This window comes from Bacillus cereus group sp. BfR-BA-01356 (assembly GCF_022663635.1).
GTDB classification, from domain to species: Bacteria; Bacillota; Bacilli; order Bacillales; family Bacillaceae_G; genus Bacillus_A; species Bacillus_A cereus.
In genome coordinates this window covers 19,865-32,718 of the sequence record NZ_JAKUFX010000015.1, presented here as the reverse complement: position 1 = coordinate 32,718, position 12,854 = coordinate 19,865, and the positions used below count along the sequence as shown (strand labels likewise).

The following is a 12,854-nucleotide window of genomic DNA, read 5'->3' as shown; positions in this document are numbered from 1 at the left end:
TATGAGTTTTTTACAAATACGTAACGTTTCTCACTGCTTTTTTGCAAAAGAGAATGTCAAACTTATTCTTGAAGATATGAGCTTACAAGTGGAAGAAGGCGAATTTATTTCTATACTCGGCCCAAGTGGTTGCGGTAAAACAACGCTCCTCTCAATCATTGCTGGGTTACTTGATCCAATTGATGGTATTGTCTTTTTAGATGGTGAACCAATTACAACGAAAACTTCATCTATGGGATATATGTTGCAGCAAGATTACTTATTCCCGTGGAAAACGATTGAAGAAAATATTATGCTTGGACTTCATATTCGAAGAATTTATGATGAACAAATGAAAGAACATACTTTAAACCTTTTAAAGCAAGTCGGTCTACATGGGGTAGAAGGACAATATCCTCGTGAACTATCCGGCGGTATGCGTCAACGTGCTGCTCTCGTTCGAACGTTAGCAACTGATCCGAAAATTTTATTACTAGATGAACCATTCTCCGCACTCGATTATCAAACGAAATTAAAACTAGAAGAACTCGTTTTCAACTTACTAAATAAATATAAGAAAACATCACTACTTGTTACTCACGATATTGAAGAGGCGATTGCGATGAGTGATCGTATTTATTTACTGCAAGCAAATCCTGGAAAAATCGCGAAAACCTTTATCGTCCCGGAAAGTATCCGTTCTTTATCACCGTTAGAAGCACGCCATCACTACGATTTCCCAGCCCTCTTTCAAGATATATGGAAGGAGCTGGAACGACTTGGATAATATAAAACAACTACATGAACAATTTCGAAAGAAAGAACGCAGGCGTGCTTGGATTGCTCGCTCACTACAGCTTTTACTACTTATTCTTTTCTTTGCACTATGGGAAATAGCTAGCAAAAAAGAATGGATCGATCCTTTACTCTTTAGTTCTCCTTCGAGTATTTGGGATCTCTTCTTAACGAAATGGATCGACGGTTCACTTTTGGTCCACATATGGACGACATTGCTGGAAACAGGAGTAGGTTTCATTCTCGGAACGGTACTCGGTGCTATTATTGCCACGTTTCTTTGGTGGATGCCACTTCTAGCCCGCGTACTTGATCCTTACCTCGTCGTCCTAAATGCAATGCCAAAAGTTGCACTCGGTCCAATCATCATCGTTATTTTCGGTCCAAACATTTCATCTTCTATCGCAATGGGAGTAATTATTTCCATCATCATTACCATTCTCGTTATTTACAGTGCATTTCAAGAAGTCGATTCTAACTATATAAAAGTGATGGACACATTTGGCGCAAATAAATGGCAATGTTATAAGCAAGTCGTTCTCCCTGCATCCTTTCCAGCAATTATCTCAACGTTAAAAGTAAATGTTGGTTTATCCTGGGTCGGTGTTATTTTCGGAGAACTTCTCGTTTCCAAACAAGGACTTGGCTACTTAATTAGCTACGGATTCCAAGTCTTTAACTTCACACTCGTCTTACTTAGCGTACTACTCACATGTGTTCTTGCAACACTTATGTATGTATTTGTTGAGGCATTTGAAAAAATTCTAATTGGAAAAAGAAAAAGAAGCTGACTCAAAACAGTGCGCTATAGTCAGCTTCTTTCTTTTACCTTTTATCACACATTTTCGTTTCATTTGTAATGTTTCCATCCGCAACCGTAACTGTATGGAAACAGTCTTTCACACGTACTGTAACGACATTATCTTTTCGATCTATCACATGATAATCATTAAACTTTTCATTCAAAGCACTACGAATTTGCTCCCCTTCAAAAATCGGAAAACCGTGAGACATTACCCAAATGAGACCAGCAACAGCAAGAATCGTTTTCATACGTTTCATTACCTCCTCGAGAGTAAACTTATAGTCCCTACAACACGCGCATTATAATTGTGTCTAAATTGTGACATTTTTATACTAATTCTCTTTTGTGCCTCCAGTTCCTTCTTCTTTTTGATAAAAATACAGAATTTTCAATTTTATCAACATAAAAAAACGCAAAGAATTAAAAATTCTTCACGCTTTTCTTTAACGAAACTATATCGAAAGCATAACTCACATTAGTCTCCACTTTGTTGTTCTATCGTTTTTGAAACATCATATAATCCCGACAGCACTTCCGCTCTCATTTTTACAAGCTCAGGGAACTGATAGAAGAAAGCAATTTTCTTATATTTTAACTCTGTTCCTTCTTTCACCTTTTTTGAATCTTGTAAAATGAACGCTGTAAATGTATCTGCGATATCTTCCGTTACATTTGTTGTTCCATATAGCGATACAAAATCATCATGCTTTTCTTTATAAAATTCAATTTGTGCCTCTTCACTTTCTTCTACTTTCTTTTCTGTCCACTCTTGCTCAATTGGTTTCCAAAATTCATTATAAAATTGGTTAATATACGAAGTTTTTCTCGCACATCCATTTTTCAAGAACACCGTTTTACATTTATTTCGATATGATGAAATGTCTTTCTCTTCATCAAACGCCTCTAAATACTTTCTATCCACTGGTACTTGTTTATGTCCAATCGTTAATACGTGAGCCGTTTCATGAATTAATGTTTTCATCACTTCATCTATATTCACCCCAGAATCCAGCACGTCTAAACTAAGCACCCAATCTCTCGGGTCATCTATACTTGGCATAACATGGGCAACAACGCCATCATAACCATCCGTTATTAGACCAAATCCTGTTATATTCTCACGATATTTCACTGGGACGAGAGTGCGATACATGTCCCATAAGGTTTCATGATACTCTCTATCTTGTCGCTGACTTAACAAATCATCTTTTGCTACTTCGTCATCTGCAAAAACTTTATTCAATCTCTTACGATCCAATTTCTCAAAATAAGGATCTACAATTTCATCATCATCGATATAATAAGAAGCTAAAAAGAAGTAATTGTCATCCTCTTCTTTTTTCTGTTCCGCCTCTTTCATATTCATACTTTCATACTCTTCTATGTCATAATCCTCTACTTTTTCAAGTTCTGAAAGTCCCTCTATCTTTTTATATACTTTTTGTAATGTTTTATCTCCTATTTGCGTGCACTCTTCTTCTGTTTTACAAATTTCTTTTTCTTTTGTAACCTCGATAGCACTATCGCATCCTGCAACTAAACCGCTTGCTATAATACAACACACTAACTTGCCATACAGTTTCTTCATACAATCCCCCATTATTCCATTCTACAAAATATCATAATCATTTTTTTGCGAATATGCGATAATTAATTATAAAAACTGCAAGGAGGCTTCCCATGATTCGTGCAATCCTATTCGACTTAGATGGAACACTATTAGATCGGCGCCAATCTTTAGAACAATTTATTTGTGAGCAATATAATCGCTTCGCCTCACATTTGAAGAGCATAGAGAAATCAGAGTATTGTTCTCGATTTCTTGAACTCGATAATAATGGCTATACGTGGAAGGATAAAGTATATGCTACTCTCGTTTCAGAAGCTGAAGGAATAAAAAAACCTCACCCTGAAATTTTCGAACGTGCTTTGCAAAGACTAGATGTTAAGGCAGAAGAATGTCTTTATGTTGGAGATCATCCAGAAAACGATGTGCTTGGTTCTGAACAAGTAGGGATTCTTGGTGTTTGGAAAAAAGATTCGTTTTGGGGTGATTTTAAGCATTCACGTATCGTAGATGATTTGTTGGAGGTGCTTTCGTTTTTAGAGGTGGAGGTATCAACACAATAATAACAAATAAATTATATCAGCGATTTTCACAATATATCAATTCACCAACCAAAAGTAACAATAATAAGAGGAGGCGTTTTTCAAAAACGCCTCCTCTTATTATTCATACACTGTAAACTGTGGTTTACTCGGATGATCTTTTACTAGCGCATCATCTGGAAACTTTGAAACTTTTTGATATACGGCAATGTCGCCGATACACCCTGCTGTTAGTAGAATTCCTAAAAATGAGAGTGGCTCCAGATTCATAGCTAATCCCAATACAATTGGCAAAATTCCAGTTGGTAAAAACGGAAGCATTAACACTTTCTTCATTTGCTTTACTGTAACCGCCTGTTTAGAATGAGCATATGCAACACCTAATTTCCAATTAACGCCCCATTTTAGTTCACTCCACGGAACACCTCCGATATAGCGAAAGCCAATTAAATGTATCGCTTCATGAATACAAACGAGAACAATCATTGCGATAATAAAAAGAAACATCGTTAATAATGTAACTTCGACTTGAACCCCACCTGAAAGAAATATATGCAAATAACCAATTCCAAACGACAAAGCAATTATTATAAAAAATAAAGAAAAGTTTAATTTAACCATCGAAACAGTAACAGTCGTTTCTTTTCTTTTATCCATCTTCCCCCTCCTAAAATGTAAATATATCTTTACAAAATTGTATAATATACCCAAAATAATGTAAAGATATATTTACATTTATTCTTACATACAAAAAAAGAAACCGGCTACTTTACTTCGTAAAACAGCCGATTTCTTCTATATGTTTCATCGTACGCGCTAATACGTCATCGCGCATTATAAAGCTAAATTTTCTATTCGTTTTAATGTTGTCAGGAATGTCTTTTAATAAAACAGACCCTTTCGTTTCTTCGTAATGCGTATGTTCTTCTACCGCACTAATTGTTGCAAAATAAATGTTTTTAATGATTATTTTGTCTTTTCCAGATACTTTGTATTGTCCTAAGTAAGTTAAATCAGAAACTATGCCGCCGGTTTCTTCATGAACCTCTCGAACTGCCGCTTCTTCCGGTGTTTCCCCTAGTTCTACTTTACCACCTGGAAATTCAAGACCGCGACGTAAATGATGCGTTAATAACCATTGATCCCCGTACCGGCATACAACCCAAACATGCTTTGGCTCAGGAGAAAATGGATAACGTTCAAACGATAATTGTACAGTGTTGTGGTAATAATCTTTAAATTTGTACATGCCATTACTCCCCTATTGATGGTTACAAGTTTTTCCTACCACAAATTGTAGCATATTCTCGCTTTTCTGCATAATATTATCCAATTACAATCCATTGATTATTCCCATTTGCGCGACTAATTCTTTCGTCTCATGATTTCCTAAATCATAAATCATTTTATATGCTTTTTGTAGTTGTTCATCATATCGGTCATTATTTGAATCGTGATGATACTCAACAAATGGAACGTGGGAGCGTACAAATGACCCTAAATCTTCTACATATGCTTGATCGAAGTGCTCTCTTAATTCCGTAATTTCCTCATCATTTGCGGAAATCTCAAAATTATAAGTATCCGCCGTCTTCACTTGTGAAATTTGACCGTTTCCTATTGATATATAATATGTTTTTTTCGTCTCCATGTAACACCCTTCTTTCATCCTTTTAATTTCTATTGTTTTCATCAATTACAAAATTATGTAAAATAAAGAAAAGGAGGGGTTTTATGTTCAAAATATTAATTATCGGTATTATCATCGTCCTAATCATCCTCGTACTCTCCATCATGACAATTAATAAAGGCTATGCTTATAAACATTCCGTCGATAAACTAGAAGATAATCCTTATACAAAAAAGAATAAGGAGGATTCATAATATGCTTCGTATACTCCGCATCATAGTAGCCCTCACTGTGATCGTTATGTCGGCAATTGGATCATATACAGGTAAAAATAAATTTTTACCTCTTTCATAATTTCTATTAGGGGCTTTAATGTTTCTCATCGCATTTGAACAAATAAAGAAAAAGGAATTAGCAACTGGACTTATTTGTATTATTGCCGGTGCTTTCATTTGGATAGTTCTCATTATTACCTACATAAAATAGAGGAGGTCTTTTATGCTAAAAGGGGGGCGGATTACTTTATCACTTATTGCCTTATCTATAGCAATCTATAGATTTTTTACTGGTAGTAGAGAAATAATGCCTTATATGTTCATCTTTTTAGGAGGTATGGCCCTCACCATAAGTTTAGAGGAAATATTAAAACGACAAACAGGAGGTAGTCTGCTCGCTCTACTAGCAGGGGCCGCTGCTTTATTTATTGGTTTCACAGAGATATTCTAGTAAATGGTCTAAAGGAGGCTATACAATGCTAACTCTAACTATATTACGGATTTTTTTAGCATTTCTCATGCTTCTCTTACTCACTCTAAGCACTTATGTCCATGTTACCGATAATTTTTCACTTCTTCCATACTTACAATTTATTCTCAGTTGTTCCTTTATTCTTCTAGGAATTAATGAATTAAAATCCGGACGAAAATCAATGAGTATCCCGTATTTTTTCGTTTCTGGTCTTATATTCTTCTTCTTAATATCGAACTACTTTCACTACATGTAGAATGAAATTTTGACCAATTTAGCATTTATAATTATTTTCTCTCAGTAACTATGTCTTTCTACTAAGGGGGATTCCATGTTAAAAAACATTCGAATTATAATCGCCACTATCGCTCTTTCTCTCGCCCTATTTAGCTTCTTTGCAAACTTCACTATTCTTTTACCTTACGTGTTTATCCTTTTAAGTATTATGTTTATCCTTTTTGGAATTGATGAAATGAAGAAACAGGAAAAAGCAAAAGCATTTGTTTATTTTCTCGGTTCTGCCTTTGTTTTATATGTTGGAGTATCTAATATATTTTCATAAAAAAGAAGAGTATGGTCGCTCTTAGCACAATAAAAAAACTGCCCTTTCACAGGCAGTTTTCCTTTTTATCCAAACACTTTCTCAAGTTCATCTTTATCTTGGCTTAACCAGAAGTTCATTAAGCGTTGTGCTCCTTCTAAATCGTGAAGCTTCGCTTGACCACATTGTGTTTCATTTGCAGCTGGAATTTCTGTAATTTGAACCGCATCTTTTAATGTTAGTTCTAATAAATCAATAATTTCTCGTACTGTCGGTGTTCCGCTTACTACAAGATAATATCCTGTTTGGCAGCCCATCGGTGAAATATCGATAATATCAAAGTGCGGATAACGATCAATATATTTACGTAAATTAAATGCTAATAAATGTTCTAACGTATGAATAACATCTGGTTTCATTGCTTGTTTATTCGGTTGGCAGAAACGAATATCGAATTTATTTACAATACCGTCACTACCTACATTGTGAACTCCGCAATGTCTTACATAAGGTGCCTTTACAATCGTATGATCTAATTCAAAGCTTTCTACTGATGGCATACAACATCTCTCCCGCTTTTAATTTAATTCCGTTATATCCAATATGATATAACGGAAATGCACATTAGTAAAGTATTATGTACAGTCGTGCTATAATACTTTAAGAATATGCTGAAAAGGAGACCGTTATGAAACAGATTTTTATTGGGATTATACGCTTTTATCAAAAGTTCATTTCTCCGATGACACCACCAACATGCCGTTTTTATCCGACTTGTTCTCATTACGGATTAGAGGCGTTTCAAAAACATGGTGCATTCAAAGGCTTTTGGCTTACTTGTAAGCGTATATTAAAATGTCACCCTTTCCACCCGGGAGGATTTGATCCTGTCCCAGATAAAAAGGATGACAAAGTAAATTCTTAATTGTCGTAACCATTCACAACTAAATCTAATTTTCCTGTTTCAGGATCGATAACAAGACCGTGAACAGGTACTTCTTCTGGAAGTAACGGATGGTTGCGAAGTATCGATACGCTATGTTCTACACTTTCTTCTACACTAGAGAACCCTTGTAGGAATCTTTCTAAATCGATTCCAGAATAACGGATTGTATCTAATTTCTCATTTGTTATACCGCGCTCTTTCATCTTCTCAATTGTACTGCTTGCCTGAATTTTTGCCATACCGCAATCGTGGTGACCAACTACACAAACTTCATCAGCACCAAGTTCATATACAGCAACTAAAATACTACGCATAATACTTCCGAATGGATGTGAGATAACAGCTCCTGCTACCTTAATAATTTTCACATCACCGTTACGCATATTCATTGCTTTTGGTAATAATTCAACAAGTCGTGTATCCATACAAGAAATAATTACCATTTTTTTATTCGGGAATTTTCCTGTTTCATACTCTTCGTATTTTTTCTCTTCAACAAATTTCTCATTGTACTGCAAAATCTCTTCTAATGACTTCATAGTAAAGGACCCTCTTTTCTCTCGTTTACACTACATAAATAGTGTACCAAAATATGAAAAACTCAAAAAGGATATCGCTTTATAGTAAAAATAAGATATTTTCAGATAATCGACATAATTCTTTCAAAATATACACACAGCTTTGTAACAAGTCTCACATACTTTAAACGTATTTTCACTATAAACTGATTGTAGATAATGTAAAAAAGGAGTGAATATTCATTATGTCCGACGTTCTGTTACTGAGTCGTTTTCAATTTGCAATTACTATTTTTTATCACTTTTTATTTGTACCTTTGACAATCGGACTTGTCATTTTAGTAGCATGTATGGAAACTCAATACGCCCGCACATTGAATCCAACATACCGCAAAATGGCAAATTTCTGGGGTAAATTATTTACAATTAACTTCGTAATGGGGATTATAACCGGGATTACGATGGAATTCCAATTTGGAACAAACTGGTCTGAGTACTCCAAATATATGGGAGACATTTTCGGATCACCTCTCGCAATCGAAGCACTTGTTGCCTTCTTCTTAGAATCTACTTTCATGGGAATATGGTTATTCGGTAAAGACAAAATTTCACCAAAGTTCCGTGCCTTCTGCATGTGGATGGTTGCACTTGGAACAAACATTTCTGCCCTTTGGATTATTACAGCAAACGGCTTTATGCAAAACCCTGTTGGCTACGTAGTACGTAACGGCCGCGCTGAATTAAATGATTTCTGGGCACTCGTTACGAATCCATACGCTTGGAATATGTTCTTCCATACTGTAGTTGGTTGTTATATTGTTGGTGCTTTCTTCGTTATGGCAATTAGTGCCTATCACTTATTACGTAAAAATGAAGTTGAATTCTTCAAAAAATCATTTAAGTTCGGCTTAATGTTAGGCTTATTCGCCGCAACAATTACACCGTTTATGGGACATCAATCTGGTGTATCAGCGGCTAAATATCAACCCGCAAAAGGAGCTGCGATGGAAGCAGTTTGGGAAACCGGAAAAGGACAAGGCTTCTCAATTGTTCAAATTCCTGATGTGAAAAACGAGAAGAATTTTGAATTCCTTACGATTCCAAAACTCGGAAGCTTCTTCTATACAAACTCATTTGATGGCGAAATTGTTGGTTTAAAAGATATTCCGAAAGATGAACGTCCAAATGTTAACCTCGTGTATTATAGCTTCCGATTAATGGTTGCACTCGGTATGTTCTTTATGGCATTAACTTGGTATGGCTTCTATTTAAACCGAAAAGGAAAACTAGAAAACTCAAAACGTTATTTAAAAATTACAATATGGTCTGTCTTACTTCCTTATATCGCGATTAACGCAGGATGGATCGTCGCTGAAGTAGGTCGCCAACCATGGACAGTATATAAACTAATGCGTACAGCAGAATCTGTATCGCCTATATCTGTTCCACAAATTTGGTTCTCATTAATTAGTTTAATTTTATTCTACACTTTACTTTTAATCGCAGACGTATACTTAATGCTGAAGTTCGCTAAAAAAGGACCTGCCGCATTAGAAGAACCTGCTACTGAGGGAGGTGTGGCTCATGTCTCATGATATGCTTGCAATCATCTGGTTCGGTTTATGGGGCGTGATTTGGACAGTTTACTTCATTCTTGACGGGTATGCACTTGGTAACGGAATGATTTTTCCCTTCGTTACGAAAGATCGACAAGAACGAAATCAATTACAAGAAGCAATTGGCCCGTTCTGGGGCGGTAATGAAGTATGGTTAATTACAGCTGGTGGCGCAACATTTGCTGCCTTCCCAGTCACGTATGCTAATATGTTTAGTTATTTATATACACCGTTATTCTTAGTATTACTTGCACTATTTGCTCGTGCCGCTGGACTGGAATTCATGCATAAAGATGATTCACCAATTTGGCAAAAAACTTGTAAATGGGCATTTGCAATTGGCAGTTTCCTAATCGCCTTCTTATTCGGTGTTACATTCGCTAACTTGTATTACGGACTACAAATCGGAAAAAATGGCTATGAAGGAAATTTACTTAGCTTACTAAACCATTACGGTATATTAGGTGGTCTTTTCTTCACTGCTATATTTGTCGTATCCGGTGCCCTTTGGGTCATGATTAAAACGACTGGTGAAGTATCTGATCGTGCTTATAAAATCGCAAGACCATTTTCAATGGCAGCTGCTATCATTTTAGCTATTTTCTATGTAGCAACTGCTAATAGAACAAACTTATTCCAAAACTTTACAGAATATCCGGTACTATTCATTCTTCCAGTACTTGCAATGCTAATGAGTGTACTCGCACTAATTATGGTGTACAAACATAAAATTGGCCTTGCGTTCACATTCGTTTGCCTAACAATCGCAATGTTTATGACAACTGGCTTTGCAGGTATGTTCCCAAGAATGTTACCATCTCGTATTAACGATGCATACAGTACAACGTTATACAACGCAGCTGGTAGTCAATTAAACTTAAAAATTATGTTCTTCGTTGCAATGGTCATGGTACCAATCGTTATTGGATATCAGCTTTGGAGCTACAGTATTTTTAAAAATAAAATTCATAAAGACTCTGCTAAAGGATATCACTAAAATAAAAAAGACACTTCATTTGAAGTGTCTTTTTTGTACGTATGATTTTCGATAAGATGTTATATTTCTAATCTAACAACTATACTACAGAAGAATCATTAACAGCTCACAGCTAGATTGTAGCACAGGACAAGTTCATCATTTTATGCAATTTTACATACTGTACTATAAAGTAAACTGTATCCCCTGATCATTCGCATCATTATCCCACACATCAGCTGTACTAATCCCGCTAAACGTTTGTACTTTCATTCCTGTATTTGATGATCCCGATCCATTATAAGCCTTCGTCTTTTCAATCGGCTGTACGTTATATTTGTCACCTACATTAATTGTTCCATTGCAGTTTTCAATAATAACACCTTCCACAACTGCCGGCATTTTGTCACCCACTTTCATTTCTTTACTTTTATTTTATGAAAATCGCCTAGAAAAATAGCATGTTTCAATAAGAAAAAGCACTCAATTTGAGTGCTTTTTCTTTAAGCATAAAGACAAGTTTGGAGACAGTTGACTTCTTCAAAATTTTATTAGGGGTAATATTTTGAAAAAGAAAGCCTTTCATATGTAGGTTAACACCACTGGAATATATAGTAAATTGATAATATTTATACGGAAGATTGCTAATGTTTAGTATAGATAGTTTACACTGTGCTAACAGTGAAAACTATCTATACTAACAAAAAAAGATGCCTTCAAAAAAGACACCTTTCAAAAACAGACACTATAAAACAGAATTATTTATTGTTATACGATTGTTAGATACAAAAAGTAGAGGGAAATGTTTGTATTAAATTCTGCTTTATAAAGTCTGTCTACAACTTATATTGTAATCCTCTTCATTTGAAAAAAAATATAATATGCACAATTGCATACAAAAAGAAAAAGCACTCTACTGAGTGCCTTTTCAACCATTTTACTTTTAATATATCGCTTTGAATATATTGTAACATGTGTATCCATATATTTTATTGAGAAAATTCAAAATCCTTTTTCTTTCATTTTCACTTATAAAATCATGTAATATAAAAGGTATGTCAAAATCTTATACAAGTTGAGGTGTACTATATTTATGCTGTATTTTGGAATTATTCCTCTTATATTGTTTATTATTTTTCTTATCTCATATTTAAAAGATCCGCGGAAAATAATAAACGGCTTTTTATTTAATTCCTTTGTCTGTTTTTTCCTTCTTTTTTGTGTGATTATATCTGTGAATTCAAGTAGTGATGTCCTACGCTATATTATAATTTTACCTATTTTAGCACTTCTTATTATGCTTCCTTTCGGTATTGTTGCTTTAATGTTTGGGCTATTTCTTAATGCTAGAATTTTAATGAAGCGAGAAGGAAGACGGTTCACTAACTGTTTAACACTCCTTGCTGCTTTAGGGATGTTATTCTTTATGTTACTCCCTATCATAAATCCAGCAAGTTTGGTCTCATCGCATTTAGAGCCTATTTTCGCAGCTATTTCTCTTATAAGCTTCTATTTCTTTATACACTTATCTAACTTCTTAAGCGCTTATTTTTTATACCAATTTAACAGACCAAGACGTAATCAAGATTTCATTATCGTTCTTGGTAGTGGCTTAATTAATGATAAAGTACCACCCTTACTTGCAAGCCGCATTAATAAAGCTATCGACTTCTATTGGAAACAAGCAGCTGTAAATACACCACCGACAATTATTTTCTCTGGTGGTCAAGGTCCAGATGAAGGTCTTCCAGAGGCAGAAGCAATGCAAAATTATGCTGTTGAAAAAAGAATTCCTCTTGAACATACAGTCCAGGAAAATCGCTCTGTAAACACATATCAAAACATGTTGTTCTCTAAAGAAATTATGGATTCTTTAAAACCTGAAGGTAAATATAAAAGTATTTTTACAACGAATAATTTCCACCTTTTCCGCGCTGGTATATACGCTAGACAAGCTGGTCTTAATAGCCAAGGAATCGGGTCAAAAACTGCATTTTATTACTGGCCTAACGCAATGATTCGTGAATATGTTGCGATTGTCGTAATGGGACGTAAGCGCCATATGAAAATATGTGGAACTATTTTAGGTTTCGCTTTATTCATATCAGTACTTAGTTTTATATTTTCTTAATAGCATCCCATCCTTTGAAAGGATGGGATTTCTTATACTGATTTCAAAAATATTTTAAAGA

Annotated in this window: 18 protein-coding genes and 1 pseudogene; 11 read left to right on the top strand and 8 right to left on the bottom strand. The window is 35.0% G+C overall.

Features of this window, described 5'->3' with window-relative positions; genetic code table 11:
* Nucleotide 1 precedes the first annotated feature (1 nt).
* Both MR168_RS08140 and MR168_RS08135 read left to right on the top strand, forming a co-directional pair.
* Nucleotides 2-766: an ABC transporter ATP-binding protein gene (locus tag MR168_RS08140; RefSeq protein ID WP_086411302.1), complete on the top strand. Its 765-nt coding sequence runs from the start codon at nucleotides 2-4 to the stop codon at nucleotides 764-766.
* Nucleotides 759-1,565, top strand: a complete 807-nt coding sequence (locus tag MR168_RS08135; RefSeq protein WP_086411303.1) for an ABC transporter permease — start codon at nucleotides 759-761, stop codon at nucleotides 1,563-1,565. The genes MR168_RS08140 and MR168_RS08135 overlap by 8 nt, the downstream gene beginning before the upstream one ends.
* 34 nt (nucleotides 1,566-1,599) lie before the next feature.
* Here the strand turns inward: MR168_RS08135 and MR168_RS08130 are convergent, their stop codons facing one another.
* Both MR168_RS08130 and MR168_RS08125 read right to left on the bottom strand, forming a co-directional pair.
* A complete protein-coding gene (locus MR168_RS08130) occupies nucleotides 1,600-1,827 on the bottom strand; it encodes a hypothetical protein (RefSeq protein WP_000849112.1) in 228 nt (75 codons plus the stop codon).
* Between the two features lie 227 nt (nucleotides 1,828-2,054).
* Nucleotides 2,055-3,167, bottom strand: a complete 1,113-nt coding sequence (locus MR168_RS08125) for a hypothetical protein (protein WP_000737819.1) — start codon at nucleotides 3,165-3,167, stop codon at nucleotides 2,055-2,057.
* A 92-nt stretch (nucleotides 3,168-3,259) separates the two neighbouring features.
* Between MR168_RS08125 and MR168_RS08120 the strand changes: the two genes are divergently transcribed.
* A complete protein-coding gene (locus tag MR168_RS08120; RefSeq protein WP_086411304.1) occupies nucleotides 3,260-3,709 on the top strand; it encodes an HAD family hydrolase in 450 nt (149 codons plus the stop codon).
* Between the two features lie 99 nt (nucleotides 3,710-3,808).
* Here MR168_RS08120 and MR168_RS08115 read toward each other — a convergent pair whose 3' ends face one another.
* From MR168_RS08115 to MR168_RS08105, 3 genes are all read right to left on the bottom strand, one after another.
* Nucleotides 3,809-4,345 (bottom strand): DUF3267 domain-containing protein, encoded by a 537-nt coding sequence (locus MR168_RS08115; RefSeq protein ID WP_000361288.1) that lies wholly within the window; start codon nucleotides 4,343-4,345, stop codon nucleotides 3,809-3,811.
* A 112-nt stretch (nucleotides 4,346-4,457) separates the two neighbouring features.
* Complete coding sequence (gene mutTA / locus MR168_RS08110) at nucleotides 4,458-4,937, bottom strand: antimutator 8-oxo-(dGTP/GTP)ase (RefSeq protein ID WP_000276385.1); 480 nt, start codon at nucleotides 4,935-4,937, stop codon at nucleotides 4,458-4,460.
* 84 nt (nucleotides 4,938-5,021) lie between these two features.
* Entirely contained in the window at nucleotides 5,022-5,339 is a 318-nt protein-coding gene (locus MR168_RS08105) for a hypothetical protein (protein WP_000448409.1), read from the bottom strand.
* A gap of 83 nt (nucleotides 5,340-5,422) precedes the next feature.
* On the opposite strand from MR168_RS08105, the gene ytzI reads away from it, so the two are divergent.
* From ytzI to MR168_RS08085, 4 genes and pseudogenes are all read left to right on the top strand, one after another.
* The gene (ytzI, locus tag MR168_RS08100; protein ID WP_000472790.1) at nucleotides 5,423-5,572 is read left to right on the top strand and encodes a YtzI protein; all 150 of its coding nucleotides are present in this window, start codon (nucleotides 5,423-5,425) and stop codon (nucleotides 5,570-5,572) included.
* Between the two features lies 1 nt (nucleotide 5,573).
* Nucleotides 5,574-5,804, top strand: a pseudogene (locus MR168_RS08095) (DUF3953 domain-containing protein).
* Between the two features lie 12 nt (nucleotides 5,805-5,816).
* Complete coding sequence (locus MR168_RS08090) at nucleotides 5,817-6,044, top strand: DUF3953 domain-containing protein (RefSeq protein ID WP_016123490.1); 228 nt, start codon at nucleotides 5,817-5,819, stop codon at nucleotides 6,042-6,044.
* Nucleotides 6,045-6,396: 352 nt separating this feature from the next.
* Nucleotides 6,397-6,627, top strand: coding sequence for a YczI family protein (locus MR168_RS08085; RefSeq protein ID WP_000916678.1), 231 nt, complete (start codon nucleotides 6,397-6,399; stop codon nucleotides 6,625-6,627).
* Between the two features lie 65 nt (nucleotides 6,628-6,692).
* Here the strand turns inward: MR168_RS08085 and luxS are convergent, their stop codons facing one another.
* On the bottom strand, nucleotides 6,693-7,166 hold the full coding sequence (luxS, locus tag MR168_RS08080) for an S-ribosylhomocysteine lyase LuxS (protein ID WP_001141371.1): 474 nt from the start codon (nucleotides 7,164-7,166) through the stop codon (nucleotides 6,693-6,695).
* 128 nt (nucleotides 7,167-7,294) lie between these two features.
* On the opposite strand from luxS, the gene yidD reads away from it, so the two are divergent.
* Entirely contained in the window at nucleotides 7,295-7,531 is a 237-nt protein-coding gene (yidD, locus tag MR168_RS08075; RefSeq protein WP_000809330.1) for a membrane protein insertion efficiency factor YidD, read from the top strand.
* Here yidD and MR168_RS08070 read toward each other — a convergent pair.
* Nucleotides 7,528-8,091, bottom strand: coding sequence for a beta-class carbonic anhydrase (locus tag MR168_RS08070; RefSeq protein ID WP_086411374.1), 564 nt, complete (start codon nucleotides 8,089-8,091; stop codon nucleotides 7,528-7,530). The genes yidD and MR168_RS08070 overlap by 4 nt on opposite strands.
* A gap of 224 nt (nucleotides 8,092-8,315) precedes the next feature.
* Between MR168_RS08070 and cydA the strand changes: the two genes are divergently transcribed.
* Together cydA and cydB are read left to right on the top strand one after the other, a co-directional pair.
* Nucleotides 8,316-9,665, top strand: coding sequence for a cytochrome ubiquinol oxidase subunit I (cydA, locus tag MR168_RS08065; protein WP_001286188.1), 1,350 nt, complete (start codon nucleotides 8,316-8,318; stop codon nucleotides 9,663-9,665).
* Nucleotides 9,655-10,683 carry a cytochrome d ubiquinol oxidase subunit II gene (gene cydB, locus MR168_RS08060; RefSeq protein WP_000017662.1) on the top strand — a complete coding sequence of 343 codons (1,029 nt, stop codon included), beginning with the start codon at nucleotides 9,655-9,657 and terminating at the stop codon, nucleotides 10,681-10,683. Before cydA ends, cydB begins: the two co-directional genes overlap by 11 nt.
* A 165-nt stretch (nucleotides 10,684-10,848) precedes the next feature.
* Here the strand turns inward: cydB and MR168_RS08055 are convergent, their stop codons facing one another.
* A complete protein-coding gene (locus MR168_RS08055) occupies nucleotides 10,849-11,082 on the bottom strand; it encodes a spore germination protein (RefSeq protein WP_002001299.1) in 234 nt (77 codons plus the stop codon).
* A 673-nt stretch (nucleotides 11,083-11,755) separates the two neighbouring features.
* Between MR168_RS08055 and MR168_RS08050 the strand changes: the two genes are divergently transcribed.
* Nucleotides 11,756-12,793, top strand: a complete 1,038-nt coding sequence (locus tag MR168_RS08050; protein WP_242291228.1) for a YdcF family protein — start codon at nucleotides 11,756-11,758, stop codon at nucleotides 12,791-12,793.
* Nucleotides 12,794-12,854: the final 61 nt, after the last annotated feature.

Excerpts from the sequence above, each read along its gene's own strand:
- MR168_RS08140 (WP_086411302.1), top strand. The coding sequence starts at position 2 with ATGAGTTTTTTACAAATACGTAACGTTTCTCACTGCTTTTTTGCAAAA.
- MR168_RS08130 (WP_000849112.1), bottom strand. The coding sequence starts at position 1,827 with ATGAAAACGATTCTTGCTGTTGCTGGTCTCATTTGGGTAATGTCTCAC.
- MR168_RS08125 (WP_000737819.1), bottom strand. The coding sequence starts at position 3,167 with ATGAAGAAACTGTATGGCAAGTTAGTGTGTTGTATTATAGCAAGCGGT.
- MR168_RS08120 (WP_086411304.1), top strand. The coding sequence starts at position 3,260 with ATGATTCGTGCAATCCTATTCGACTTAGATGGAACACTATTAGATCGG.
- MR168_RS08115 (WP_000361288.1), bottom strand. The coding sequence starts at position 4,345 with ATGGATAAAAGAAAAGAAACGACTGTTACTGTTTCGATGGTTAAATTA.
- mutTA (WP_000276385.1), bottom strand. The coding sequence starts at position 4,937 with ATGTACAAATTTAAAGATTATTACCACAACACTGTACAATTATCGTTT.
- MR168_RS08105 (WP_000448409.1), bottom strand. The coding sequence starts at position 5,339 with ATGGAGACGAAAAAAACATATTATATATCAATAGGAAACGGTCAAATT.
- ytzI (WP_000472790.1), top strand. The coding sequence starts at position 5,423 with ATGTTCAAAATATTAATTATCGGTATTATCATCGTCCTAATCATCCTC.
- MR168_RS08090 (WP_016123490.1), top strand. The coding sequence starts at position 5,817 with ATGCTAAAAGGGGGGCGGATTACTTTATCACTTATTGCCTTATCTATA.
- MR168_RS08085 (WP_000916678.1), top strand. The coding sequence starts at position 6,397 with ATGTTAAAAAACATTCGAATTATAATCGCCACTATCGCTCTTTCTCTC.
- luxS (WP_001141371.1), bottom strand. The coding sequence starts at position 7,166 with ATGCCATCAGTAGAAAGCTTTGAATTAGATCATACGATTGTAAAGGCA.
- yidD (WP_000809330.1), top strand. The coding sequence starts at position 7,295 with ATGAAACAGATTTTTATTGGGATTATACGCTTTTATCAAAAGTTCATT.
- MR168_RS08070 (WP_086411374.1), bottom strand. The coding sequence starts at position 8,091 with ATGAAGTCATTAGAAGAGATTTTGCAGTACAATGAGAAATTTGTTGAA.
- cydA (WP_001286188.1), top strand. The coding sequence starts at position 8,316 with ATGTCCGACGTTCTGTTACTGAGTCGTTTTCAATTTGCAATTACTATT.
- cydB (WP_000017662.1), top strand. The coding sequence starts at position 9,655 with ATGTCTCATGATATGCTTGCAATCATCTGGTTCGGTTTATGGGGCGTG.
- MR168_RS08055 (WP_002001299.1), bottom strand. The coding sequence starts at position 11,082 with ATGAAAGTGGGTGACAAAATGCCGGCAGTTGTGGAAGGTGTTATTATT.
- MR168_RS08050 (WP_242291228.1), top strand. The coding sequence starts at position 11,756 with ATGCTGTATTTTGGAATTATTCCTCTTATATTGTTTATTATTTTTCTT.